The sequence below is a fragment of the Pseudomonas purpurea genome (assembly GCF_039908635.1).
Lineage (GTDB): Bacteria > Pseudomonadota > Gammaproteobacteria > Pseudomonadales > Pseudomonadaceae > Aquipseudomonas > Aquipseudomonas purpurea.
In genome coordinates this window covers 1808852-1831229 of record NZ_CP150918.1, presented here as the reverse complement: position 1 = coordinate 1831229, position 22378 = coordinate 1808852, and the positions used below count along the sequence as shown (strand labels likewise).

At 59.1% G+C, this 22378-nt stretch carries 22 protein-coding genes; all 22 read right to left on the bottom strand.

Annotated features, from left to right (window positions below):
- Nucleotides 1–236 precede the first annotated feature (236 nt).
- Nucleotides 237–1589 (bottom strand): flagellar hook-length control protein FliK, encoded by a 1353-nt coding sequence (locus tag AABM54_RS08155; RefSeq protein WP_347904774.1) that lies wholly within the window; start codon nucleotides 1587–1589, stop codon nucleotides 237–239.
- A gap of 86 nt (nucleotides 1590–1675) precedes the next feature.
- On the bottom strand, nucleotides 1676–2020 hold the full coding sequence (locus AABM54_RS08150; protein ID WP_347904772.1) for an Hpt domain-containing protein: 345 nt from the start codon (nucleotides 2018–2020) through the stop codon (nucleotides 1676–1678).
- A 30-nt stretch (nucleotides 2021–2050) separates the two neighbouring features.
- Nucleotides 2051–3757, bottom strand: coding sequence for a fused response regulator/phosphatase (locus tag AABM54_RS08145; protein WP_347904770.1), 1707 nt, complete (start codon nucleotides 3755–3757; stop codon nucleotides 2051–2053).
- Nucleotides 3758–3762: 5 nt separating this feature from the next.
- Entirely contained in the window at nucleotides 3763–4068 is a 306-nt protein-coding gene (locus AABM54_RS08140) for an STAS domain-containing protein (RefSeq protein WP_347904768.1), read from the bottom strand.
- A gap of 86 nt (nucleotides 4069–4154) precedes the next feature.
- Nucleotides 4155–4604, bottom strand: a complete 450-nt coding sequence (fliJ, locus tag AABM54_RS08135) for a flagellar export protein FliJ (protein ID WP_347904767.1) — start codon at nucleotides 4602–4604, stop codon at nucleotides 4155–4157.
- A gap of 6 nt (nucleotides 4605–4610) precedes the next feature.
- A complete protein-coding gene (gene fliI / locus AABM54_RS08130; protein WP_347906152.1) occupies nucleotides 4611–5969 on the bottom strand; it encodes a flagellar protein export ATPase FliI in 1359 nt (452 codons plus the stop codon).
- A complete protein-coding gene (gene fliH / locus AABM54_RS08125; RefSeq protein WP_347904766.1) occupies nucleotides 5959–6762 on the bottom strand; it encodes a flagellar assembly protein FliH in 804 nt (267 codons plus the stop codon). Before fliH ends, fliI begins: the two co-directional genes overlap by 11 nt.
- A gap of 171 nt (nucleotides 6763–6933) precedes the next feature.
- The gene (gene fliG / locus AABM54_RS08120; protein WP_347904764.1) at nucleotides 6934–7953 is read right to left on the bottom strand and encodes a flagellar motor switch protein FliG; all 1020 of its coding nucleotides are present in this window, start codon (nucleotides 7951–7953) and stop codon (nucleotides 6934–6936) included.
- Complete coding sequence (gene fliF, locus AABM54_RS08115) at nucleotides 7946–9733, bottom strand: flagellar basal-body MS-ring/collar protein FliF (RefSeq protein ID WP_347904762.1); 1788 nt, start codon at nucleotides 9731–9733, stop codon at nucleotides 7946–7948. The genes fliG and fliF overlap by 8 nt, the downstream gene beginning before the upstream one ends.
- 15 nt (nucleotides 9734–9748) lie before the next feature.
- Complete coding sequence (gene fliE, locus AABM54_RS08110) at nucleotides 9749–10078, bottom strand: flagellar hook-basal body complex protein FliE (protein WP_347904760.1); 330 nt, start codon at nucleotides 10076–10078, stop codon at nucleotides 9749–9751.
- A gap of 130 nt (nucleotides 10079–10208) precedes the next feature.
- Nucleotides 10209–11594, bottom strand: a complete 1386-nt coding sequence (locus AABM54_RS08105) for a sigma-54 dependent transcriptional regulator (protein WP_347904758.1) — start codon at nucleotides 11592–11594, stop codon at nucleotides 10209–10211.
- 5 nt (nucleotides 11595–11599) lie between these two features.
- Nucleotides 11600–12793, bottom strand: coding sequence for an ATP-binding protein (locus AABM54_RS08100; RefSeq protein WP_347904757.1), 1194 nt, complete (start codon nucleotides 12791–12793; stop codon nucleotides 11600–11602).
- Nucleotides 12794–12921: 128 nt separating this feature from the next.
- Nucleotides 12922–14397, bottom strand: a complete 1476-nt coding sequence (locus AABM54_RS08095; RefSeq protein WP_347904755.1) for a sigma-54 dependent transcriptional regulator — start codon at nucleotides 14395–14397, stop codon at nucleotides 12922–12924.
- Nucleotides 14398–14568: 171 nt separating this feature from the next.
- Nucleotides 14569–14865 (bottom strand): flagellar protein FliT, encoded by a 297-nt coding sequence (locus AABM54_RS08090; RefSeq protein ID WP_347904754.1) that lies wholly within the window; start codon nucleotides 14863–14865, stop codon nucleotides 14569–14571.
- 10 nt (nucleotides 14866–14875) lie between these two features.
- Nucleotides 14876–15271 (bottom strand): flagellar export chaperone FliS, encoded by a 396-nt coding sequence (gene fliS / locus AABM54_RS08085; RefSeq protein ID WP_347904752.1) that lies wholly within the window; start codon nucleotides 15269–15271, stop codon nucleotides 14876–14878.
- Nucleotides 15272–15400: 129 nt separating this feature from the next.
- On the bottom strand, nucleotides 15401–16849 hold the full coding sequence (gene fliD / locus AABM54_RS08080) for a flagellar filament capping protein FliD (RefSeq protein WP_347904750.1): 1449 nt from the start codon (nucleotides 16847–16849) through the stop codon (nucleotides 15401–15403).
- A gap of 83 nt (nucleotides 16850–16932) precedes the next feature.
- Nucleotides 16933–17304 carry a flagellar protein FlaG gene (locus AABM54_RS08075; protein ID WP_347904748.1) on the bottom strand — a complete coding sequence of 124 codons (372 nt, stop codon included), beginning with the start codon at nucleotides 17302–17304 and terminating at the stop codon, nucleotides 16933–16935.
- A gap of 72 nt (nucleotides 17305–17376) precedes the next feature.
- Nucleotides 17377–18222 carry a flagellin domain-containing protein gene (locus AABM54_RS08070; RefSeq protein WP_347904747.1) on the bottom strand — a complete coding sequence of 282 codons (846 nt, stop codon included), beginning with the start codon at nucleotides 18220–18222 and terminating at the stop codon, nucleotides 17377–17379.
- A gap of 252 nt (nucleotides 18223–18474) precedes the next feature.
- Nucleotides 18475–18744, bottom strand: a complete 270-nt coding sequence (locus AABM54_RS08065) for a hypothetical protein (protein ID WP_347904745.1) — start codon at nucleotides 18742–18744, stop codon at nucleotides 18475–18477.
- The gene (locus AABM54_RS08060; RefSeq protein ID WP_347904743.1) at nucleotides 18741–20030 is read right to left on the bottom strand and encodes a 6-hydroxymethylpterin diphosphokinase MptE-like protein; all 1290 of its coding nucleotides are present in this window, start codon (nucleotides 20028–20030) and stop codon (nucleotides 18741–18743) included. Before AABM54_RS08060 ends, AABM54_RS08065 begins: the two co-directional genes overlap by 4 nt.
- Before the next feature lie 79 nt (nucleotides 20031–20109).
- Nucleotides 20110–21036 (bottom strand): ketoacyl-ACP synthase III, encoded by a 927-nt coding sequence (locus AABM54_RS08055; RefSeq protein WP_347904741.1) that lies wholly within the window; start codon nucleotides 21034–21036, stop codon nucleotides 20110–20112.
- Between the two features lie 228 nt (nucleotides 21037–21264).
- A complete protein-coding gene (gene pseI, locus AABM54_RS08050; RefSeq protein ID WP_347904740.1) occupies nucleotides 21265–22317 on the bottom strand; it encodes a pseudaminic acid synthase in 1053 nt (350 codons plus the stop codon).
- Nucleotides 22318–22378: the final 61 nt, after the last annotated feature.

Sequence of the window (22378 nt, the reverse complement as noted above, 5' to 3'; positions counted from 1 at the left end):
GGGTTTTCACAGATGCACGGCAAGGCAAGAGCAAGTGTTATGCCAGAAGTGTCGAGAGAGGGGGATGACTCTGACTGACGCGTGATGAACGCACTCTATGAAACGCCATGAATCTAATGCGAGTGCGGGCTTGCTCGCGAAGCAGACACCGCGGTTTCTCTGTTAAACCGCGCTATCGCGCTTCGCGAGCATCGGAACGCCGACCAGCCCGCCCCCCCACAGGGTCCTGTGTGCGATCAGGCGTAGTAATCGACTGCGCTGGAACCAATGACGCTGGTGGTATTGGCGGCCACTTCGGCGACGCTCGTCGCAAGCTCTTCGTCCATCGAGTCAAGCTGACCACCGCTGGCATTGGCACGACCACCCTGTCCTTGCCGAGCCTGGTCCTGCCCTTGCCCCTGCCAGCCACGAGACTGGTCGGAAACGTTGACGTCGACCTGCCCCATGCCTTGCTGGTTGAACATGTCGCGCAGGCGATGCATCTGCCCCTCCAGCGCTTCACGCACACCCGAGTGAGCACTCATGAATGTCACCTGGGTCTGCTGATCCGGGATCATGTTCACGCGAATGTCCAGACGCCCGAGTTCGGCCGGCTGAAGCTGAATGTCGGCGGCCTTGAGGTTGGCACTCGACAGGTACATGACGCGGTTGACCACTTCCTCCGTCCAGCCGCTCTGATGCATGGCGATTGGCTGGTTCACCGGCAACGCATTGGCGGTTTTCGGTGTCGCCGCCTGGGTCAGCGCCGCCAGACGGTTGGCGAAGTCATCGACACGGGTATCGCTGCTCGCCGACTTCAGATCCTTGAGGCCATCATTGATCAGACCACTGAAGGCTTTTTCGCCCCCTTGACTGGTGCTGTCCTTGTCGACTTGAACCTCAAGCATGCTGGCCATGCCGCTGGCGAAGGTTTGCGCGGACGTCAGCTCACCTTCCGCCTGGGGCGGTGCAGCTTTGGGCTGAGCCTGACTGGCGGCCGAGACATGACCACCCTGCTCCATCGCCAGGCGCACAGCCGGCAGGGAGTCCAACGGGTCGGCATGCGGATTGAAATCCGGGTCGACCACGGGCGCGACTACCGGGGCCTGCACCGCACTGGCCACGGCCGCGGGCGGCGCTTCAACCTGCGGCGTCGGCACAACCACGGGCGGCGCCTGCACATCGGCGACAGGCAACGTCGGCTGCACCACCGGCAACAAGGCAGGATCGACAGCCGGATCAACCGGCGCACTGTCCGCTACAGGCGCGTCAGTCTTCACGGTGTCGTCTGTGGTCGCGCTGTCATCACTGACTACCGGCTTATCGGCGGGCAAGGATTTGCCGTTATCGGCAACAGCCGGCTGCACGGCGGCAGACTTGTCGGCAGGGACGTCCTTATTACCGGCACTGTCCGAGGCTTTGTCGCGCCCCGGCTTGGCAGGCCCGTCGCTTGTCACGGCGGGTTTTGCAGTAGTTTCCTGGGCAAAGACCTGGGCGAAGCTGGTGGTGTTCGCCCCAGTGTCGATGGCCGTTGGCGACGGATTGGCAGTGGCAGCCTGAGTCTTGGCCTGCGCGGCGGCCTGAATCAGCATGTTGGGGGTAAGGGGCATAAACGGTCTCCGCTGCACTGGGATCGTAGGTACAGTTGGAAGACTTACCTGCAAGGGTTAGGCCAGATCTGCCAAAACCTGAAAAATCAGCAATGGAATCGCTGGCGCTCTTCGCTGTAAAGACGCCGGACGATGGCGAACTCACCCGCGATGTCTTCCACCAGCTGTTCGATCCCCATGGGCGGCGAAGCCTTGGCACACTGCTCAAGCTCATCGCACAGCTCAGCCAGCCGCTTGGCCCCCATGTTGCTGCTGCTGCCCTTGAAGCTGTGAGCCGTGCTGACGAGTTGCTGCGGGTCGTCGGTCGCGTGCAGGCAACTCAAACGCTCTTCACAGTCATGCAGGAAAGTCTCCAGCAGGATGGGGTACTCATCCTCCATCACCTCCTGCAGCGCACTCAGTACTTCAGGGTCCAGATGAATGTCAGTCACTTGCTCGCTCCTTGATCAAGAATTCGCGAATTATGCCAGAGCCTCCCAGAAAAACTCCACGCGAGCACTGCGACCATCGTCAGACCAGCTCGCACTGCGACTCAACTGGCGGATCAGACTGACGCCACGCCCCGACAATCGGTCGCCATCGACAGGCCGGGCCATCACCCGCTGCACATCAAAGCCCGCCCCGCTGTCTTCGACCTGGATCTCCAGACGCCCGCCAGCCCCTTGCGGCGTCACCCGCAACTGAACCCTGACATAGCCGTCCTCCAGCGCCTCCAGACGCTCATTACGCTGCCGATAGTAACGGGCAAAACCTGACGCATCGCGCTTGATGCTCGACTCCAGCCCCAGTACGCCATGCTCCAGCGCGTTGGAGTAGAGCTCCGCCAGCACCCCATAAAGGGCACCACTCTGAGTGCGCAGACCATGCACCTCCAGCAGCAACTGCAACAGATAGGGCAATGGATTGAAACGCTTGAGCGTCGCAGCACGAAATTCGAAATTGACCGACCAGTCCAGCGGGCAGGACTGCCCACTGTCGGAGTACACCATCGCTGGAGGACTGAGTTGCGCGGCCTGCAACAGGCTGACTTCGACCATGCTGACGTCGTCACGGGCCTCCCCGCGAAAGTCTCGCAATGCCTGCTCGATTTCCTCGAATAACAGATCAGGCTGACGATTGGCGGCAAACACCCGCTCTAGCCGCTCGATCCCAAACAGCTGCTCGCTGGCATCGCAGGTATCGATCACCCCATCGGAAAGCAGAAACACCCGATCACCAACGGCCATTGGAAAAACTTCCGTGCGGTCATCGAAGGTTTCCGGGCTCAATACCCCCAGCGGCAGGTGCCGCGCCGGCAATGGCAGGCGCTCGCCACTGGCCAGGTCGTGCAGGTAGCCATCCGGCATCCCGCCGTTCCAGACTTCCACGGAACGGCGCTGAAAGCTCAGCGACAACAGGGTCGCGCAACAGAACATGTCCACTGGCAGAATGCGTTTGAGCTTGGCGTTCATCTCCCGCAGGATTTCCGCCAGACCGAAGCCCTTGGCGGTCATCCCATAGAAAACCTCTGCCAGTGGCATGGCGCCGACCGCAGCAGGCAGGCCATGGCCGGTAAAATCTCCGAGCAACACATGCATGTCGCCGGCCGGCGTGAAGGCGGCCAACAAGAGATCGCCATTGAACAGTGCATAAGGCGATTGCAGGTAACGGATATTCGGCGCGCTCAGGCAACCGGAATGCGCCACCTTGTCGAACACAGCCTTGGCCACGCGCTGCTCGTTGAGCAGGTAATCGTGATGCCGGGCGATCAGGTCGCGCTGCTCAAGCACTGTTGCCTGCAAGCGACGCAAACGATCCATCGCCTTGATCTTGGCGGAAAGAATCACCTGGTTATAGGGTTTCGCCAAAAAGTCGTCGCCGCCCGCCTCCAGGCATCGCGCCAGCGCTTCGCTTTCGGTCAACGAGGTGAGAAAGATGATCGGCACCAGGGTTTCCCCGGCCAACTGCTTGATCTGCCGAACCGCCTCGAAACCGTCCATGACCGGCATCATCGCGTCCATCAAGACCAGCTGCGGACGCTGCTGCCGGTAGACCTCGACCGCTTCGGCGCCATTGGCCGCCGTCAGCACCTCGTGCCCCTGACGACGGACAATACTGGAAAGCAGCAGCCGGTCCGCGGCGCTGTCCTCGGCAATCAGTACCGTCAGCGGCTCCATGAGCGGCGCCATGGCGATCAACTGATGTCGAAAAGCTTGTCGAAATTGGAGATTGCCAGGATCTTCTTCACATCCGAGCTGCTGTTGACCACTCGAATGTCCGAGTCGTCGCCCCCGGCATGGTCGCGCAGCAACAGGAGCATCCCCAGCGCCGAGCTGTCGAGGTAGGTCGCCTCTTTCAGATCGACCACAACGGAGTTGGGTTTCTTGACGAATTTTTCGTAAGAATCACGAAATTCCTGATGCTTGCCGAAATCGAACCGACCCTTGATCGAGATCGTCAGCTTTTGCCCATCCGGCGAGACTTCTGTAACGACTGACATGCTAGGGCTTCCTTGTCATTGGCAACGTCTACAAGGTTTAGCACCCCACATGAACATGGGCAACCCGCACCAGACAAACGCCCTGCTTAATAAGGATTCTGGCGGGGAAGACGCTGGGAAAGCTCATCGAGCAGCTTCTGCTCGCGCTTGTCTTCAAGCTGGCGCGCCTCGTCGATGTAACGCTGAACCAGCTTGCGCAAGCCTTCGACCCTGGCGAACGCCTGCTGCCAGGCATCCCGCGCCTGATCGAGGTTGTTCTGGTGCCAGGCCAGGCTTTGACGCTGCTGATCGACGGCCGTACCCAGTTGAGCGAGAAACCCCTGATACCCCAGCAACCACTCTCCCGAGACGCCATTGCGGCCTCGCTCGACCCATCGCTCCAGGTACTCGAGTCGAAACCCCTCGAGGTCCCCGAGCTTGCTTTCCGCCAGGCGAACCTGTCCCTGAAAGTACCCAAGACGCTGGACGGCGGTTTTCTCGGCCTTTTCGGCCATGTCCACCACCGGAGCCAGACGCGTAGCACGAGACTGGGCCATATCCGCTTAGCCGCCTGCCACAGGAGCGAAGACCGACTCGAGATGAGCCTGGCTTTCCCCCAGGCTGATGTTGTCATTCAGGCCCTGGCGCAGATAAACCAGCATTGATGGCTGCAGGGAAATCGCCGTATCGGTTTCCCGGTCACCGCCCGCCACGTAGGCCCCCACGCTAATGAGGTCGCGACTTTGCTGATAACGCGACCAGAGCTGCTTGAAGAACTGCGCACGCTTCATGTGCTCCGGCGTCACCACCGAAGGCATGACCCGGCTGATCGACGCTTCAATATCGATTGCCGGATAGTGCCCCTCTTCAGCCAGTCGCCGCGAGAGCACAATGTGCCCGTCGAGCACACCTCGCGCGGCGTCCGCAATCGGGTCCTGTTGGTCGTCGCCTTCGGACAGCACGGTGTAGAACGCGGTGATCGAACCTCCGCCCGCCTCCGCGTTACCGGCACGCTCCACCAACTTCGGCAGCTTGGCGAACACCGAGGGCGGATACCCCTTGGTCGCTGGCGGCTCACCAATGGCCAGCGCGATTTCCCGCTGGGCCTGGGCGAAACGGGTCAGCGAGTCCATCAGCAACAGGACGTTCTTGCCCTTGTCGCGGAAATACTCGGCGATCCGCGTGCAGTACATCGCGGCCCGCAAGCGCATCAGCGGTGCATCGTCCGCCGGGGACGCCACCACCACCGAACGCTTGAGCCCTTCTTCACCGAGGATATGCTCGATGAATTCCTTAACCTCACGACCCCGCTCGCCGATCAACCCGACCACGATAATGTCGGCTTCGGTAAACCGGGTCATCATGCCCAGTAGCACACTTTTACCGACGCCCGTACCGGCGAACAGCCCGAGCCGCTGGCCGCGACCGACCGTCAACAAACCGTTGATGCTGCGAATACCTACATCCAGCGGCTGGCTGATCGGGTCACGCTTGAGCGGGTTGATGGTGGGACCGTCCATCGGCACCCAGTCTTCGGCTTTCATCCCGCCCTTGCCATCCAGCGCCCGACCGGCGCCATCGAGCACCCGCCCGAGCATGCTCATGCCCATCGGCAAACGACCGGTATCGGCCAGCGGCACCACGCGGGCGCCCGGCGCAATACCGGCAACGCTGCCAACCGGCATCAGGAATACCTTGCTGCCGGAAAACCCCATGACCTCAGCTTCAACCTGCACCGGGTGGTAACTGTCGTCGTTGATGACCATGCAGCGGCTGCCCATGGCGGCGCGCAGCCCTTCAGCTTCAAGTGTAAGGCCGACCATGCGCAACAACCGACCTTCAAGAATCGGCTGGCCCGGCAATTCGGTGGCCTCGGCGTAAGTGCTCAGGCGCTTGCCGAAACTGGTGCGATCAAGGCGCATCGGCGATGTCCAGTGGCTCTTGAGCCATCGGCGGCGCTTCAGCATCCGGCAACTCAAGGCTCAAATCAGCCGGTGCCGGATGCAATGCCTGGTCGTGCAACTGATCGAAAAGCTTGGCCATGATCTGGCTGATGCGCGTCTCGATGGTTGCATCGATACGACTATGATCGGTTTCAACCCGGCAACCGCCCGGCAACAGCGCTTCGTCTTCAACGATGCGCCAGGTTTCTTCATGGCGCTCGCGCAGGGCTTTGACCTGCTCGAAATCCTGCGGATTGATGTACAGTCGCACATTCCCGACACCCAGCGGCAGCAGCTTGAGCGCCTCACGCATGACGTGTTCGATCTGACCCGAATCGATGGCCAATTCGCGCTGAATCACTTGCTTGGCAATGTGCTGGACCAACCCGACCAGCGACTTTTCGATCTGCGTGTCCTGCTCGGCAATCGGCTCGAAAAGATGCCCCATCAGTTGTTCAAGGTTGGCGATTTTCGCGGCCAGAACCACTTCCGCTTCCTGGCGAACCTTGAGCGTGGTGCTGTGAAAGCCTTCTTTTTCACCCGTGGCGAAACCTTCGTTATAGGCTTCCTGGCGAATGCTCTCGAGCTCTTCGAGGGTCAGTGGCTGGACTTCTTCCAGCGGCACTTCCTCCATCTCTGGCGGCTCGGGTTCCGGCTCAGGTTCCGGCTCGGGTACATGCGGGTCGAAACTGGGCAACGACCAGATGTCAAAACCACCGACGTCCTTGGCACGGATCAGGTCGGTAGGCAGCTCATCATTCTTGGACGACATAGAGGTCATGCTCATAGGTGACGCGAGTTGGAGTCCGGGGTCGCGCCTGACACGGCGCGGGATGCAGGGAATGGGTGCTTCCCTGCCAAATCCTGCAATGCACACGGGGACGGCCGCAGCCCCCGACCCAGAGGGTCGAAGGCAGGTGCGTCAATCACCATGAGCATGACCTCAAATCATCTCTTCGCCGCCCTTCCCGCCGAGAACGATTTCTCCGGCTTCGGCCATACGGCGGGCAATGGTGAGGATTTCTTTCTGCGCGGTTTCGACGTCGCTGACGCGCACCGGGCCCTTGGCCTCGAGGTCGTCGCGCAACAGTTCGGCCGCACGCTTGGACATGTTCTTGAAGATCTTCTCTTTGACGCCTTCGTCGGAGCCCTTGAGGGCCAGAACCAGAACGTCCGAGGACACTTCGCGCAACAGTGCCTGAATTCCGCGGTCATCGACATCGGACAGGTTGTTGAAGACGAACATGAGGTCTTCGATCTGACCGGACAGGTCTTCGTCGACTTCGCGAATCGAATCCATCAACTGGCCTTCGATCGAGCTGTCGAGGAAGTTCATGATATCAGCAGCGCGCTTGATACCACCCAGGGTGGTGCGCGAGGCATTCGAGTTGCCGGAGAACTGCTTCTCGAGAATCTGGTTGAGTTCTTTCAGGGCCGCCGGCTGAACGGTGTTCAGCGAGGAAACCCGCAAGATGATGTCCAGGCGCACTTTGTGGTCGAAGTTGCCGAGCACTTCGCCGGCCTGATCCGGGTCCAGGTACGCCACGACAATCGCTTGAATCTGCGGGTGCTCGTAACGGATGACGTCCGCGACGGCGCGCGGTTCCATCCATTTCAGGCTGTCCAGGCCACTGGTGTTGCCGCCCAGCAGGATGCGATCGATCAGGCCGTTGGCCTTGTCTTCGCCCAATGCCTGGGTCAGCATTTTACGGACATAGTCATCGGAACCGACGCCCAGGCTGGTCTGATCGCCGACGATGTCGACGAACTCGCTCATCACCTGCTCGACCTGCTCGCGGTGCACATTGCCCATCTGCGCCATGGCCACACCCACGCGCTGAACCTCTTTGGGCCCCATGTGGCGCAGCACCTGCGCAGCGTCGGTAGACCCCAGGGACAGCAGCAGAATCGCGGCTTTGTCGACCCGGGTGAGTTTCGCAACAACGGCTCGGTTATCAGTCATCTGCGTTAATCCACTCTTTCACGACCTGAGCCACTCGGCCCGGGTCTTCTGCTACCAGACTCTTGATGGCGTTCAACTGTGCGTCATAGCCTTCGCTCGGGCTAGGCAGCAGAATGCTTTGCGGACCACCGAGGCTGACACGGTCGTTCGACAGCTCGCCATCCAGGCCGCCCATGCCGCCAAGTTCCATGTCGTTGCCCAGGCCAGCCAATTGCTTGTCCTTGCCGCCACCGGTGATGTTGTTGAGCACCGGACGCAGCACACCGAACACCAGCACCAGGATGAACAGCACACCCAGCACTTGTTTCACTACATCCCAGAACCATGGCTGAGAGTAGAACGGGATGTCGGCAATCACTTCACCGCGATCCGCCGAGAACGGCACGTTGATCACGCTGACGCTGTCACCCCGGCTGGCATCGAAGCCGACCGCATCCTGCACCAGGCGCGTGAAGCGTGCCAATTCGTCGGCGCTCCACGGTGCACGGGTGGTTTCACCGTTGGCGGCGCTGACCTTGACCTGATCATCGACCACCACCGCAACCGACAGGCGATTCAAACGCCCCTGCTGCTGCTTGGTGTGGCTGATGGAGCGATCAAGCTCGAAGTTCTTGGTGGATTGTTGACGCTTGTCTGCCGGGTACGGTGCAAGCATAGGCTGGCCGGTGGCCGGGTCCATGATTTGCTGACCATTGGCATCAAGCAACGGCTGGCCTGGCTGCACCATGCCGGCCGACGCAGTGGCGCCACCGGTGGTTTGCGGCGCGGAGGCCGGCGATGGCGGCTGGTTGCTCAGGGCACCCGGCACGCCTTGCGGGCCATTGCTGGCGGTACGCTGTTCGTTGACCGACTGCTCGCTGCGCAACGCCGGCTGATCCGGGTTGAACTGCTCGGAAGTGGATTCGACGGCACTGAAATCGACGTCGGCCGACACTTCAGCCTTGTAGCGGTCGTTGCCCAGTACCGGTTGCAGGATATTGTGCACACGCTGGGTGAGCATGCTTTCCATGCGACGGCTGTAATCGAACTGCTTGCCGGCCATGGTCAGTTCAGAGTGTTCCGCCTGATCGGAGAGCAGGTTGCCCTTCTGGTCGACCACGGTGATTTGCGACTTGCTCAGCTCCGGAACGCTGGTCGCCACCAGATTGACGATGGCGACGACCTGGCCTGGCTCCAGCGAACGACCGGAGTACAGCTCGACCAGAACCGAAGCACTTGGCTTGCGCTCGTCACGAACGAACACCGAACTTTTCGGAATCGCCAGGTGCACACGCGCACCCTTGACGTTGTTCAGGCTGGAAATGGTCCGCGCCAGTTCACCTTCAAGGCCACGACGGTAACGTGTCGCCTCCATGAACTGACTGGTGCCCAGGCCCTGGTCCTTGTCGAGAATCTCGAAACCGATGTTGCCGTCGCTGGGAGTGACACCGGCAGCGGCAAGCTTGAGCCGCGCACGCGACAGATCATCGGCCTTGACCAGCAAGGCGCCAGAGTTGGGTTCTACGGTATAGGGAATGTCGGCGCCAGCCAGGGTATCCATGACCTGCTTGGCGTCCATGCCGGCAAGGCTGCCGTACAGTGGCCGATAATCGGGTTGCTGCGACCACAACACGACGGCAAATCCAATCGCCACGCTCGCAGCCAGGCCGACCAAAAGGCCTACCTGACGCAGCACGGTCATTTCGGAGAGGTTTTCCAGGAAGGACAGACCAAATAGCGGCGGTTTGCCGTCTACGGGGGTGACCTTGGCCGGAACGTTATCGGCGACTGCTTCTGCCATGACTCAATCTCGTCCTTAAACCGGCATCTGCATGATGTCTTGGTATGCCTGAACCAATTTGTTGCGTACTTGGGTCAACGCCTGAAAAGACACGCTGGCCTTCTGTGAGGAAATCATCACGTCCGTCAGGTCGACGCCGCTTTTGCCGATCTCGAAGGCACTGGCCAACTGAGTGGATGCCTGCTGGGTGTCGTTCACTTTATTGACGGCCTGACCGAGCATGTCGGAAAAGCTGCTGCCGCCCATCTCCGGGACCGCGACAGCCGATTTAGGCTGGGCCATGGCGTCCATTTGCATGGAGCGCATGTCCAACATCAATCGATTAAATTCAATACCTTGGCTCATGGTCTATTCTCTCTGACGACCCGCAATTTTTTGACACTCACTCGGCGGATAGTGAGGTGTTAGCAACAAGGGTGCCAGCTCCATGGCCACGCCTAACAAAAGCCCGTCCTGGGCTTTTTCAATGAACGATTCAGGTGGCGAACAGATACGCCTCGACATCCATGCCCGCGTCACGCATTTGCGCCAACTTGTAGCGCAAGGTCCGCGGGCTGATGCCCAACCGCTCGGCCGCTTCCTTGCGCCGACCGCGCTCGGCGCGCAGCGTGTCGATAATCATCTGGAACTCGCGACGACGCAGATCATCACCCAGCGCACCGGCCGACTCGCCCTCAACCTCGACGGCGCGCACCGGCACAGATGACAGCGCCGGCAAAGGTGCACAGGCCACCGGCCCCGCCAGGCAAAAATCTTCCGGCTGAATCAAGCCACCCTGCTGCAGAATCAACGCTCGCTGAATGGCATTGTCCAACTCACGCACATTGCCCGGCCACGGATAAGCGATCAGACACGCCTGCGCCTCGGCCGACAATTTGGCGGCCGCATGCTTCATTTTATTGACGTGTTTTGCCAGCAGACGCTCGGCCAGCGGCAGGATGTCGGCGGTACGCTCGCGCAATGGCCGCCAGGCCAGCGGGAAAACCGACAGGCGATAATAGAGATCTTCGCGAAAACGCCCCGCCGCCACCTCACCCGCAAGGTCGCGGTTAGTCGTGGCCACCACGCGGATATCCAGCGTGATCGGTTTGCGCGCACCGACGCGCTCCACTTCACGCTCCTGCAACACACGCAGCAGCTTGGCCTGCAACCCCAAGGGCATCTCGGAAATTTCGTCGAGCAGAATGGTCCCGCCATCCGCCTGTTCGAACTTGCCGGCCTGGGCAGCGATGGCACCGGTGAACGAACCCTTCTCATGACCGAACAGGGTGGCTTCAAGCATGTTGTCGGGAATCGCCGCACAGTTGATCGCAATGAACGGCTGACTCGCGCGATGAGAATGCTGATGGATGTAGCGCGCCAACACCTCCTTGCCCGTGCCGGATTCACCGGAAATCAACACGGTCGAATCACTGCGCGCCACTCTCGCCGCCAACTCCAGCAACTGAGCGCTGGCCGGCTCAAACGCCACCGGACCGTCGCCATCCGCAATGCCCAGACACCCCAGCGCATGGCGCGCCACCAGATCAAGCAAAGCCTTGGGCTCGAACGGCTTGACCAGATAATCCGCCGCCCCCTGACGCATGGCGTCGACCGCACGCTCGACCGCACCGTGCGCGGTCATGAGTAACACCGGCAATTGCGGCTGACGCACCCGCAACAAGCCCAACAACTGATGGCCATCCATGCCCGGCATGTTCACGTCACTGACCACCAGATTGAACGCCTCGTCGGCAACAGCGTCCAGCGCCTCTTCGGCCGATCCAACGGCCTTATAGTCATGCCCGGCCAATACCAGCGTGTCGGCCAGCGCCTCGCGTAACGCGCGGTCATCCTCGACCAGTAAAACCTTGATTGCCATGCCCTTCACTCCACTCCTTGTGCGCTGGAAAACAACGGCAGGATCACCATCGCACACGTGCCGCGACCCACCCGCGAGCGCAGGCGCAATTCTCCTTGATGTGCACGGGCTACCGCCTTGACCACGGTCAGCCCAAGGCCGGTGCCAGTAGTCTTGGTGGTGAAAAATGGCTCGCCCAAACGCGCGAGCACAGACTCGTCGATCCCGACACCACTGTCGCTGACACACACACGCAGCGTATTTTCGCGGGCGTAGACATGCACTTTGAGCCGAACATCATCGCTGCTGGCCTGAATCGCGTTTTCAACCAGGTTCAGCACAGCCCCCACCAGCGTGTCGCGATTGCACAGCAACTCACCCTCATGACTGTCGCACTGCCAGCGCACCGACAGCCCCTGAACATGGGTCAGCGCCGCCGACTGCAGCGACTGCATCAATGCCTTGGGCGTCACGCGATCAGTCAAGGGCAACTCGCCGCGAGCAAAGACCAGCATGTCGCGGACCTGATGCTCCAGCTCATGCAAACGCTCTTTCAAGCGACCGGCAAAACGCTGCTGAGTCGCAACCGGCAGCTCCTGCTCAGTCAAATGACTGGCGTACAGCAAGGCGGCGGACAACGGCGTGCGAATCTGGTGAGCCAGCGACGCCACCATGCGCCCCAGGGAAGACAAGCGCTCGTGGCGCGCGAGCTGATCCTGCAAGTGACGGGTTTCAGTCAGGTCATTGAGCAACACCAACTGCCCAGGCTCGGCATCCAGCGAGCGCGTGGCGATCGACACGCGCCGACCGTCCTTGAGGGAGATTTCATGACCGTCATCTTCACGAGGAGCAAAACTGCGAGCGATCACCTGACGCCACAGCTCACCCTCAAGGGGCAAGCCGAGCATGTCGCAGGCAGCAGGATTGGCTTCGCGCACAATGCCGTGCGCATCGATCACGATCACGCCACCCGGCAACAGATCAAGGAGGTTTTGCAGCCGATTGGCCAGCCGCTCTTTTTCCGCCAACTCCTGCATGCGCTGGGCACTGACCACTGCCAACTCACCCTTGAGTTCAGTGACGCGCGCTTCAAGCAGGCTGTAGGAGTCGGTCAACTGGCTCGACATCTGGTTAAACAGGGAAAAAGCCTGCTCAAGACCTTGCCGACTTACCTGTTCTACGGACGAGGTTTGCCCCGAGGCGTCTGGGACAGGAGACATCTGGGCGGCTTGGGGCATCGTGCTCTCTCGCGTGGCTGACCGTCAGTTAAACGGAACGTAGCAAGAGATGTAGCAATACCCGTGCCTAAAAAAAATCGCTTATTTATCAGCGACTTGAAAAACAGGCGTCAATCATCCGCCTGTTCGTCACCATCACGCCGGCTCATGCCGTACTTGCGCATCTTCTCCACTAACGTGGTACGACGAATACGCAGACGCTCGGCAGCCCGCGCCACGATGCCATTGGCATCATCCAGCGCCTGCTGAATCAGGCCCTGCTCCAGCCCCCCGAGGTAGTCCTTGAGGTCCAGCCCTTCGGGCGGCAGCATCGCATTGGCGGTGAAGTCCGGCGTATGGCCGTTGATCGCCACACGCTCTTCAAGATCACTGCGCAGGCTGTCGACCAATTGCTCGTCTTCATCGTCGACATAGCGGAATTTCTTCGGTAATTCGACCACGCCGATCACCCCGTACGGGTGCATGATCGCCATGCGCTCCACCAGGTTGGCCAGCTCGCGGACGTTGCCCGGCCAGCCGTGGCGGCACAGCGACATGATCGCTGCAGAGTTGAAACGAATGGAGCCGCGCTTCTCATGCTCCATGCGCGAGATCAGCTCGTTCATCAGCAACGGAATATCTTCGACGCGCTCGCGCAGGGGCGCCATTTCGATCGGGAACACGTTCAAACGGTAGTACAGGTCTTCGCGGAAGCTGCCGACCTCGATCATGCTCTCGAGGTTTTTGTGGGTCGCCGCAATGATTCGCACATCGACGCTCTGGGTCTTGTTACTCCCCACGCGCTCGAAGGTCCGCTCCTGCAACACCCGCAGCAACTTGACCTGCATCGGCAGCGGCATGTCGCCGATTTCATCGAGGAACAGCGTGCCGCCATTGGCCAGCTCAAAACGCCCGGCACGACTGGTGATCGCTCCGGTAAATGCGCCCTTCTCATGCCCAAACAACTCGCTTTCGAGCAGTTCGGCCGGAATGGCGCCGCAGTTGACCGGCACAAATGGCGCGTCACGTCGCTTGGAGTGATAGTGCAGGTTTCGCGCAACCACTTCCTTACCGGTGCCCGACTCGCCGAGGATCAACACACTGGCGTCAGTGTCGGCGACCTGCTGCATCATTTGCCGGACGTGCTGAATCGCCCGACTGGTGCCGACAAGGCTACGAAAAAGATTGGGTTCACGATGACGGCCGCGTTCGCGGGCCTGGTCATACATCTCGCGATAGACCTGGGCGCGGTGCAGCGAGTCCAGCAACTTGCTGTAGCTGGGTGGCATTTCCAGGGTCGAAAGCACCCGACGACGCTGGTCATCCGGCAGGTCAACGGAAGAATTATCGCCCATTAACAAAACCGGAAGGAACTCATCCCAGGTCGAGAGTGTCTTTAACAGGCCCGGAAGTGCGCCAGGAGCATTTACGGTCCCGATAAGGACACAGATGACTTCGCGACTTGATGACAAAGAGCCGACAGCTTGCTGCCAGTCGTGGCTACCGCAAGGTAAATTTTCTTCGCCAAGAAAATTTAAAATCACCGCCAGGTCGCGGCGGCGGACGCTATCGTCATCAATCAGCAGAATTTTGGTTTCACGCCACATGCAATAGCAACTTCCCTAGTCAACTCAATGCCCGAAATAAGGGGGGCAAGCTAGACGCTTGCAGACACCTTGTGCCTGATAGACGCCTGAAATCTTCAAACAGCCACTAGTTAAGTCAAAAAACCGTGCACAGTCAAATTTATGGCGCACTACGTTTGGATTAACTGAGGATTAACCAAACAGATGGTAAACCTTTGCCGCGCTCTGTGCTTGATGGATCTGCGACATCTCGTCGACTATTGCCTGACGCTCACCTGTCGCAGCCTCCAATAGCTGCCGATAAACCGCCAGCAACTCCTCAAGATTGTCACGCAAGGCCACTTCGTCCACCGCCGCTTCACTCAAGACGTCTTCCATGCAGGAACGGCAAGCCAGGTCCAGTTGACCGATGGCTTCCCAGTTGCGCTCGGCCAAAGCACCGACCAAGGCCTCACGGGTGTGTTCGATACGCTGCAATACAAGACTCATGGTGATCTCCTTAAAACTGCGGACCTGGCGCGGCAATGGCATCCCAGCCATCTTTGACCGTGCGAAGCAAACCGGCGACTTCGTCGAGAATCTTTGGATCTGCCTTCAGGTTAGCTTCGGTCAAACGCTTCATCATGTAGGTGTAGAGGTTATCCAGCTCACCGACCGATTCAACCGAGTTTTCCAGATCCAGGCCTTCACGCAACCCGCCGATAATGCCGATGGCCTTGCCGATCAGGATGCCTCTGCCGGGAATATCCTTGCGCTCCATCGCACCCCGGGCCTGGGCAATGCGATCCAGACCACCTTCCATCAACATCTGCACAAGACGATGGGGGCTGGCTTCAGACGTCTGGGCCTGAGCGCCAATCTTCTGGTACTGGCGAAGGGCTAACATCGGATTCATGTTGTACCTCATCAAAACTCAAGTGTTCGTATAGACAGCGTATCGACACGGCGTCAAAAAACTTTAGACCAAAAGCAAAAAGCCCGGAGCGTCATAAAACGCTGCCGGGCTTTTGGCGCTATCAGGGTATCAGCCTTTTTTCTGCGCATTCATCGCATCGAACATCGAGGTGATGTTGCTCGCAGTGGCTTTCAACTTGCCGACCAGGGTATCCATGTCGTTGTACTTCTTGGTCAGCATCGCCGTCAATGTCTCGACACGACGATCCAGAGCCAACTGCTGATTACCCAGTTCGTTCTTGACCTTGGCCAGGTTGTTGGAGCGCGAATCAAGGATGCCCTCCTTACCCGTCACGGTGTAAGGGACAATCACCGCATCCATGCGCGACAGCAGCCCTTTGGCCGCTTCGCCGGTCGCAGTAGGGTCGCCCAGGAACAGCTTCTGTACCTCACTGCCCAACGCCTGGGCATTCGTTGCCTTGCCAAACTTGACGCTGTCAAAGTCCAGAGCACCGGTTTTCTGGTTGGTGGTGATCCCCAACTGGGAAAGCACGGTCAGCTTGTCACCGGCGCCCGGGGTCACCAAAGGCTCACGGATCGCCGCCAGGATGCTTCGCGCTATCGGGTCACCCGTCAGCGCAGCTGGAATGGTCGGCTTGCCGTCATCGTCCATCGAAGGCTTGGTCAGGCTGGTGACGTTGGTCACAACCAGGTTGTAGGCATCAACGAAGGACTGAAGGGATTTTCTCAAACCCTCGGTGTTCGGCGAGACGACGACCGACACAGCAGCACCACCAGCAGGCGTCACTGCCTGCAGGTTAAGCGTCAATCCGGAAATAGCCTTGTCCACGGTATTGGTTTTGCTGGTCAGCTTCATTCCGTCAACAGTGAACGCCGCATCCTTTGCAAACTCACCAATAGCCCCCGCCGAGGTAGCTGTCGGGGTACCACCCAATTGCTGGCCAGCCGTAATTTCCAGGCCGGCGATACCGCTGAGCGTGATATCGGTACCTGCACCCGTAGTGTTTGAACCCACCACCAAGCGGGAACCAAAGGAGTCAGTCACGATGTTGGCAGTCACGCCCTTGCCCAGCATCTGGGTATTGATCGCATCGCGCACGGACTGCAGGGTCGCACCAGTCGGGATAGTGACCGGACTATTGACACCACCCTGAGTGATGGTCAGCGTACCAGCCGCAATCGGACTGGAAGTGCCACCCGAAAACGCAGCAGTGGCAACTTTTGACGAAGTAGCCAGGCTTTGAACCGTGACCATATAGTTGCCGCTGACTGCATCGCCACTGGCCGTCGCCGTGACCTGCTTGGCATCACTGGAGCTGGCGGCAAAACCGAGAAACTGAGGGTTTTGCAGATCACCGAGACCCTTCATCGTCGCCTGAAAACCCGCCAGAGCACTTTTCAGGCTGCCCATCGCAGAGATTTTCGCGGTATTGGCCGTGGTCTGACGGTCGATCTGGGTTTGCTTGGCCGCTTTGTCAGCGTTGACCAAGGCTTTTACGATGGCACCGGTATCAATGCCTGAGCCTAAACCAGTGCCCGGTAGAATCGGACTTGCCATGTGGATCTCCCTTTCAGTCTGTCGCCGGTCTTTTGACCACTACAAAGCCCAAAAGAACATAGCAACAATATTCGTGCCAGCTGTCAGACTTTCGCGCTGAACAACAGGCTGCTTGCATCATTCAAACTGTTTGCCAGCTTCAGGACTTCTTCATTGGGGATTTGGCGAACCACCTCACCCGAGTCACTGGCAATCACTTTGACCACTACTTGGCCGGAGGGCTCGTCGATCGAGAACTCCAGGTTGCGCTTGACCGATTGAACGAATTTTTCAATTTCCTGGACCGCCATTTTCAGCTTGTCCCGTTCGGCCTGCTCGCCTTTACGATCATCCTTGACAGCCGCCGCCACGCTCAGCGCAGCGTCTGCTCGAGGCTTTTCCACTGGCTTGTCAGCAACATGCGTCGCCGGCTTGGCCGCTGGATAAGACAAGTTCAGCTTCACGCTCATATCCATGTCCATCACCTCTTAATGTAAAAAACGGGAGAGCACGACAAGCGCACTCCCCCGCCAAAGCTTAGTCAGCTATTACTGAAGCAGTTTCAGTACAGCGGACGGCAGTTGGTTGGCCTGGGCCAGAACTGCGGTGGAAGCTTGTTGCAGAGTTTGTTGCTTGGTCAGCTGTGCAGTTTCAGAAGCGAAGTCGGTATCTTGTACGCGGCTACGTGCAGCATCAGCGTTCAGGTTGATGTTTTCCAGGTTGGAGATGGTGCTGGAGAAACGGTTTTGAGCAGCACCCAGGTCAGCGCGAGTGGCGTTGATTTTTGCCAGAGCGTTGTCGATAGCCGAGATCGCAGCGTCAACGGAGCTGTGGTTAGCTGCGTTGGAAACGCCGGAAATGGTGGTACCGGTCATGCCCAGGGCGCTGGCGTCGAAGCTGGTCGACAGGGTCAGAGTGATCTGGTTGTCGGACGAAGTGTTCGAACCAACCTGGAACTGCATTGCACCAGCAGTACCGTCGATCAGCGCTTTACCGTTCAGGTTGGTCGACTGAGCAATACGAGTCAGTTCAGCGGTCGACTGAATGAATTCTTTGTCCAGAGCGGTACGGTCAGCAGTACCGTTCGAGTCGTTTCGCGATTGCAGTGCGATTTCACGCATACGCTGCAGGATGTTGCTCGACTCTTGCAGAGCGCCTTCAGCGGTCTGAGCGATCGAAACACCGTCGTTGGCGTTTTTGATAGCCATGGTCTGACCACGGATTTGCGAAGTCATACGAGTAGCGATCTGCAGGCCGGCAGCGTCGTCTTTGGCGCTGTTGATTTTCAGACCGGAAGACAGACGAGTCATCGAAGTCGACAGAGCGTCGGATGCGCGGTTCAGGTTCTTCTGAACACCCAGCGATGTAACGTTAGTGTTTACTGTTAAAGCCATGACGAATTCCTCGTTGGTTGGGTACTGCGGCTTCCGGCCCTGGCAACCGCCGGGTATGGCCTAGAGAACCTTCGTAATAGTTATCGTCGGCAATGCAACTTGCTTTAGGGGATTTTGAAAATTTTTTGCCATCACACTGCCACCCCCAATGAATCAAGGGCCTAACCGATGTCTGGACTAAAAAATGACGTCATGGAAATGCCGATAACGGGGTGACGAAGGCTCGTGTGCACCGGCATTGAAAGGAAAGCCTCAGGCGTTGCGCCCGGCTTCAAGCAACTCGACCAACTCATATTCAAGATAATCGGCCAGGCCCAACCAGTTCTGTCGCTCCTGGCAATCGAGCATCTCCACCAGCAAGGATGTCCACAGCAGACGACATTCCTCGCCCCCCTGCCCCAACACCGAATCAAGCTCGCCAAACAACTCGACCATCACCAGCCCGGCCTCGACATCGCGCCCAAGCCGGAACAGACCGGCGCATTCACGCGAACGGGCGACAAATACTTGAACATGGCTCATGGCGTGAGTTCCGGATGGAAAGTCGTGCCGACGATCAGGGCGCCGTCGCGACTGGTATTAAAGAAACGCACCTGCGGGTTCCCGGCGATGTAGCGCTCCAGCTCGCACAGATAACTGCGAAAGTTCAACTGGGTCTTGACCCGCTGACCATGACCGTCCAGCACCCAGTGCCTGGCCGCGCCAAGCTGCGGCCCCAGATCTCCATCCTGCCAACCGGCATGGGTCTTGTTCATGGGGAAAGCGAAGTCCGCACCGAACAGCGTGATCCGGCTGGCACCCATCTTTACCGCCAGGTCCACGGCGGGATGAATCACACTGCCCCCGACATACAGGGACGACTTGGGCAATTGCTCACGCATGTGCGCATAGATCGGACTGGCGGAGTAGCCGACATACCGCTCGCCCTGCCACGCCATCAGCAGTTGCGGATCGACCAGCGGCATATAGACCAGCCGAATACCTTCACTGCCTTGCGCAGGCAAATGCCGCTCACTGATGCGCTGGTCGATGCTGACCACCAGGTCCGGCCGGATACCATGGTCACGCAGGGGGCGGTAAGCGGTATCGACGCAAATGAACAGCGGGCGCGGCACCTGCCCGGCAATGGCACGCAGGTTATCGAAGTGTTTTTCCAGGCTCGGCCCGGTGGCAATGACGAACACTTCGCCGCTGTGCGTACCGAACAGCTCAGCCACATCGGTGTCGTTGCGCACCAGATCGGCGCTGGCCGCCAGACGCTCGGCGATCTCCGGCTCGTCCGGGTTGAACTCACGGTTGTTGAACACCAGATGGGTTTCGCTGATCAAGCGATCCCGAATCTTGGCGTTGAAATCGTCAGCCAGGACCAATTCGGAGGGCAATGCAAAAAACGGCAAGCGGATTTCCGGCAGATCAGCGGCGTATAGCAGCTCGACGCGCGGGTCATCAAGCCAGGTCGTTTGATCCAGCAGTTGCAGCACCAACGCGAAAACCGCGCCGTTAAGGATATAGACGTACACCCGCTCAAGATTCGGACGCTGCAGCACAGCACCCTGTAAATCGCCAAGACCGGTTCCGTAGAGATGCACAACCGCGTCGCCCGCAGGCAGGCTGTCCGCCTGAAGCAGAGCTTCGCGCGTGCGGTCATGGCGACTGGTGAGCTGAATACCGGCAATGCTCAGCGTCGAACCCTGGCCCTCGACCAAGTCAGCCTGCACCGTGCCGCTGTCTTCAGCCATCAACCGCGCATACAGGGCTGGCCACCGGCGCTGTATCACCGCGGCATTGCGCTCAAAGCTGTCGCTCATGCTGCCTCGCTCATCGTTCAGGCAAAAAAATAGCGTTCAAGGTTACACCTTGAACGCTTTTTTGTGCCGCCAGTAACGGTTACGGACGATAGATAATCGCCGAGCCCCAGGACAGCCCCACACCAAAACCGCTGAGCGCTACGCGCTTCCAGTTGGCATCGAGTACGTGCTTTTCCAGCAGCAACGGAATGCTGGAAGACACCGTGTTACCGGTCTCGACCATGTCCTTGATGAACTTGTCCGGGTCGCCTTCAAAACGCCGCGCCACCGCATCGACAATCGCGGCACTGCCCTGGTGGATGCAAAATGCATCAATGTCGCTGGCTTGCAGGCCGGAGTCACCGAGCAGCTCATGCAAATGCGCCGGCACTTTCAGCAATGCGAAGTTGAACACCTGGCGACCGTTCATGAAGAACACGCCATCGCTCACTTTCAGGTGCGGTGCACCGGAACCGTCAGTGCCGAACTTGGCCTTGCCCAACTGCCACGGTGCGTCTTCACCCATCCAGGTGGCCGTCGCCGCATCGCCGAAAAGCATGGTGGTGTTGCGGTCTTCCGGATCAACGATCTTGGAGTACGGATCGGCAGTCACCAGCAGGCCGTTCTTCAAACCGGCAGCTTCCATGAAGCCCTTGATCGCATAGATGCCGTAAACGTAGCCGGAGCAGCCCAGGGAAATATCAAAGGCTGCCACGCTGGTTGGCAAACCGAGCTTGTCCTGAACGATCGCTGCTGTATGCGGCAAGCCTTCTTCGTCGCCGTTCTGAGTCACGACGATCAGTACGTCAATGGCTTCACGCTTGAGTCCAGGATTTTTGGCGAACAGCGCGTTCACCGCTTCGACACACAGGTCCGAGGTTTCCTGAGTGGCGTCTTTGCGCGGCAGGAAAGCGGAACCGATCTTGCCCAGGATGAACTCTTCATCCTTTTCGAATTTTGCACCTTGTGCGTAATTGTCCACGCCGGCTACAGGAACGTAGCTCGCAATGCTTTTTATGCCAATCATTACGGCTTCCCAATAATAAACAGCTGAATACCCCCGCTTACACGCGTCGAGGGGCGCCGACAAACAGAGTAGTTATTCGCCCGAGAAGGGCAAAGTACGAAAAGAATAAAAGGCCATCACTGGATCAATTAGAAGCCAGGCGCCATCTTTTCGATTTATACAATACAGTGAAGATGCGCGTTATGACTCGCAGGTCACTCTAATTTGCCGAATCAGCCACACAAGCCGCTACTGGATCAGGGACCAATCCAGCGGCGTGCCGCGTTTGAGGGCTTGACGCGCATGACGACCGAGAATCGCCTCGGCGTGTTTCGGGGCCAGCCCGAGGCCTGGACGGATGGCCCGAAGGTTATCCGCGGTAAAGATATCACCGGCCGCCATGTCCTGGGTGACGTAGAGCGAACGCCGGTACATCAGGGATTTTTGTTCAGCCTGAGTAGCACCGTAACTCACCTGCCCCATGGCCTGCCAGGCCCGTTCGGTTTCCACCACCAGGCTGGCCAGTTCCGCAGGTTCGAGGGAAAAACTGGCGTCCACACCACCGGCCGCACGGTCCAGGGTGAAGTGCTTCTCCACCACCGTCGCCCCCAATGCCACTGCCGCTACGGACACGCCAACCCCCATGGAGTGATCGGACAACCCCACCTCGCAGCCGAACAATTCACGCAGATGAGGGATGGTCCGCACATTGCTGTTGGCGGGCGTTGCCGGATAAGTGCTGGTGCATTTGAGCAACACCAGGTCTTTGCAGCCAGCCTCGCGGGCGGCGCGAACGGTTTCGTCCAGTTCGGCGATGCTGGCCATGCCAGTGGAGATGATCAGCGGTTTTCCGGTGGCGGCCACGCGGCGGATCAGCGGTAAATCGGTGTTTTCAAAACTGGCAATCTTGTAGGCCGGGACGTTCAGGCTTTCGAGAAAGTCCACCGCCGTCTCATCGAACGGCGTCGAAAAGGCCAGCATGCCCAGCTCGGCGGCCCGTGCAAAAATCGGCGCATGCCATTCCCAGGGCGTATGGGCCTTTTCATACAACGCGTACAGCGAGGAACCGGCCCAAAGGCTGTTCGGGTCCCTGATGAAGAAGGCACCCTCGTCGAGGTCCAGGGTCATGGTGTCGGCGGTATAGGTTTGCAACTTCAAGGCATGGGCACCAGCCTTCGCGGCGGCCTCGACGATCTGCAGCGCCACGTCCAGCGACTGGTTATGGTTGCCGCTCATTTCGGCAATGATGAACGGTGGCGCATCGGCACCGATCCGACGTGAGCCAATCGTGAAGCTAGTCATTGCACGAACCCTTCAATACAGGTGTGAACTCGCAGGCATGTTGCTGATTGCCAGCACACTG

Coding starts and splice junctions, on each gene's coding strand:
- pseI (WP_347904740.1), bottom strand. CDS start 22,317: ATGACTAGCTTCACGATTGGCTCACGTCGGATCGGTGCCGATGCGCCA.
- fliS (WP_347904752.1), bottom strand. CDS start 15,271: ATGAATCCGATGTTAGCCCTTCGCCAGTACCAGAAGATTGGCGCTCAG.
- fliD (WP_347904750.1), bottom strand. CDS start 16,849: ATGGCAAGTCCGATTCTACCGGGCACTGGTTTAGGCTCAGGCATTGAT.
- AABM54_RS08145 (WP_347904770.1), bottom strand. CDS start 3,757: ATGGCGCCGCTCATGGAGCCGCTGACGGTACTGATTGCCGAGGACAGC.
- fliG (WP_347904764.1), bottom strand. CDS start 7,953: ATGACTGATAACCGAGCCGTTGTTGCGAAACTCACCCGGGTCGACAAA.
- AABM54_RS08090 (WP_347904754.1), bottom strand. CDS start 14,865: ATGAGTCTTGTATTGCAGCGTATCGAACACACCCGTGAGGCCTTGGTC.
- fliI (WP_347906152.1), bottom strand. CDS start 5,969: ATGCGCCTTGATCGCACCAGTTTCGGCAAGCGCCTGAGCACTTACGCC.
- AABM54_RS08055 (WP_347904741.1), bottom strand. CDS start 21,036: ATGATTGGCATAAAAAGCATTGCGAGCTACGTTCCTGTAGCCGGCGTG.
- AABM54_RS08100 (WP_347904757.1), bottom strand. CDS start 12,793: ATGTCTCCTGTCCCAGACGCCTCGGGGCAAACCTCGTCCGTAGAACAG.
- AABM54_RS08095 (WP_347904755.1), bottom strand. CDS start 14,397: ATGTGGCGTGAAACCAAAATTCTGCTGATTGATGACGATAGCGTCCGC.
- AABM54_RS08065 (WP_347904745.1), bottom strand. CDS start 18,744: ATGAGCCATGTTCAAGTATTTGTCGCCCGTTCGCGTGAATGCGCCGGT.
- AABM54_RS08140 (WP_347904768.1), bottom strand. CDS start 4,068: ATGTCAGTCGTTACAGAAGTCTCGCCGGATGGGCAAAAGCTGACGATC.
- fliE (WP_347904760.1), bottom strand. CDS start 10,078: ATGAGCCAAGGTATTGAATTTAATCGATTGATGTTGGACATGCGCTCC.
- AABM54_RS08155 (WP_347904774.1), bottom strand. CDS start 1,589: ATGCCCCTTACCCCCAACATGCTGATTCAGGCCGCCGCGCAGGCCAAG.
- AABM54_RS08105 (WP_347904758.1), bottom strand. CDS start 11,594: ATGGCAATCAAGGTTTTACTGGTCGAGGATGACCGCGCGTTACGCGAG.
- fliJ (WP_347904767.1), bottom strand. CDS start 4,604: ATGGCCCAGTCTCGTGCTACGCGTCTGGCTCCGGTGGTGGACATGGCC.
- AABM54_RS08075 (WP_347904748.1), bottom strand. CDS start 17,304: ATGGATATGAGCGTGAAGCTGAACTTGTCTTATCCAGCGGCCAAGCCG.
- AABM54_RS08070 (WP_347904747.1), bottom strand. CDS start 18,222: ATGGCTTTAACAGTAAACACTAACGTTACATCGCTGGGTGTTCAGAAG.
- AABM54_RS08060 (WP_347904743.1), bottom strand. CDS start 20,030: ATGAGCGACAGCTTTGAGCGCAATGCCGCGGTGATACAGCGCCGGTGG.
- fliH (WP_347904766.1), bottom strand. CDS start 6,762: ATGTCGTCCAAGAATGATGAGCTGCCTACCGACCTGATCCGTGCCAAG.
- fliF (WP_347904762.1), bottom strand. CDS start 9,733: ATGGCAGAAGCAGTCGCCGATAACGTTCCGGCCAAGGTCACCCCCGTA.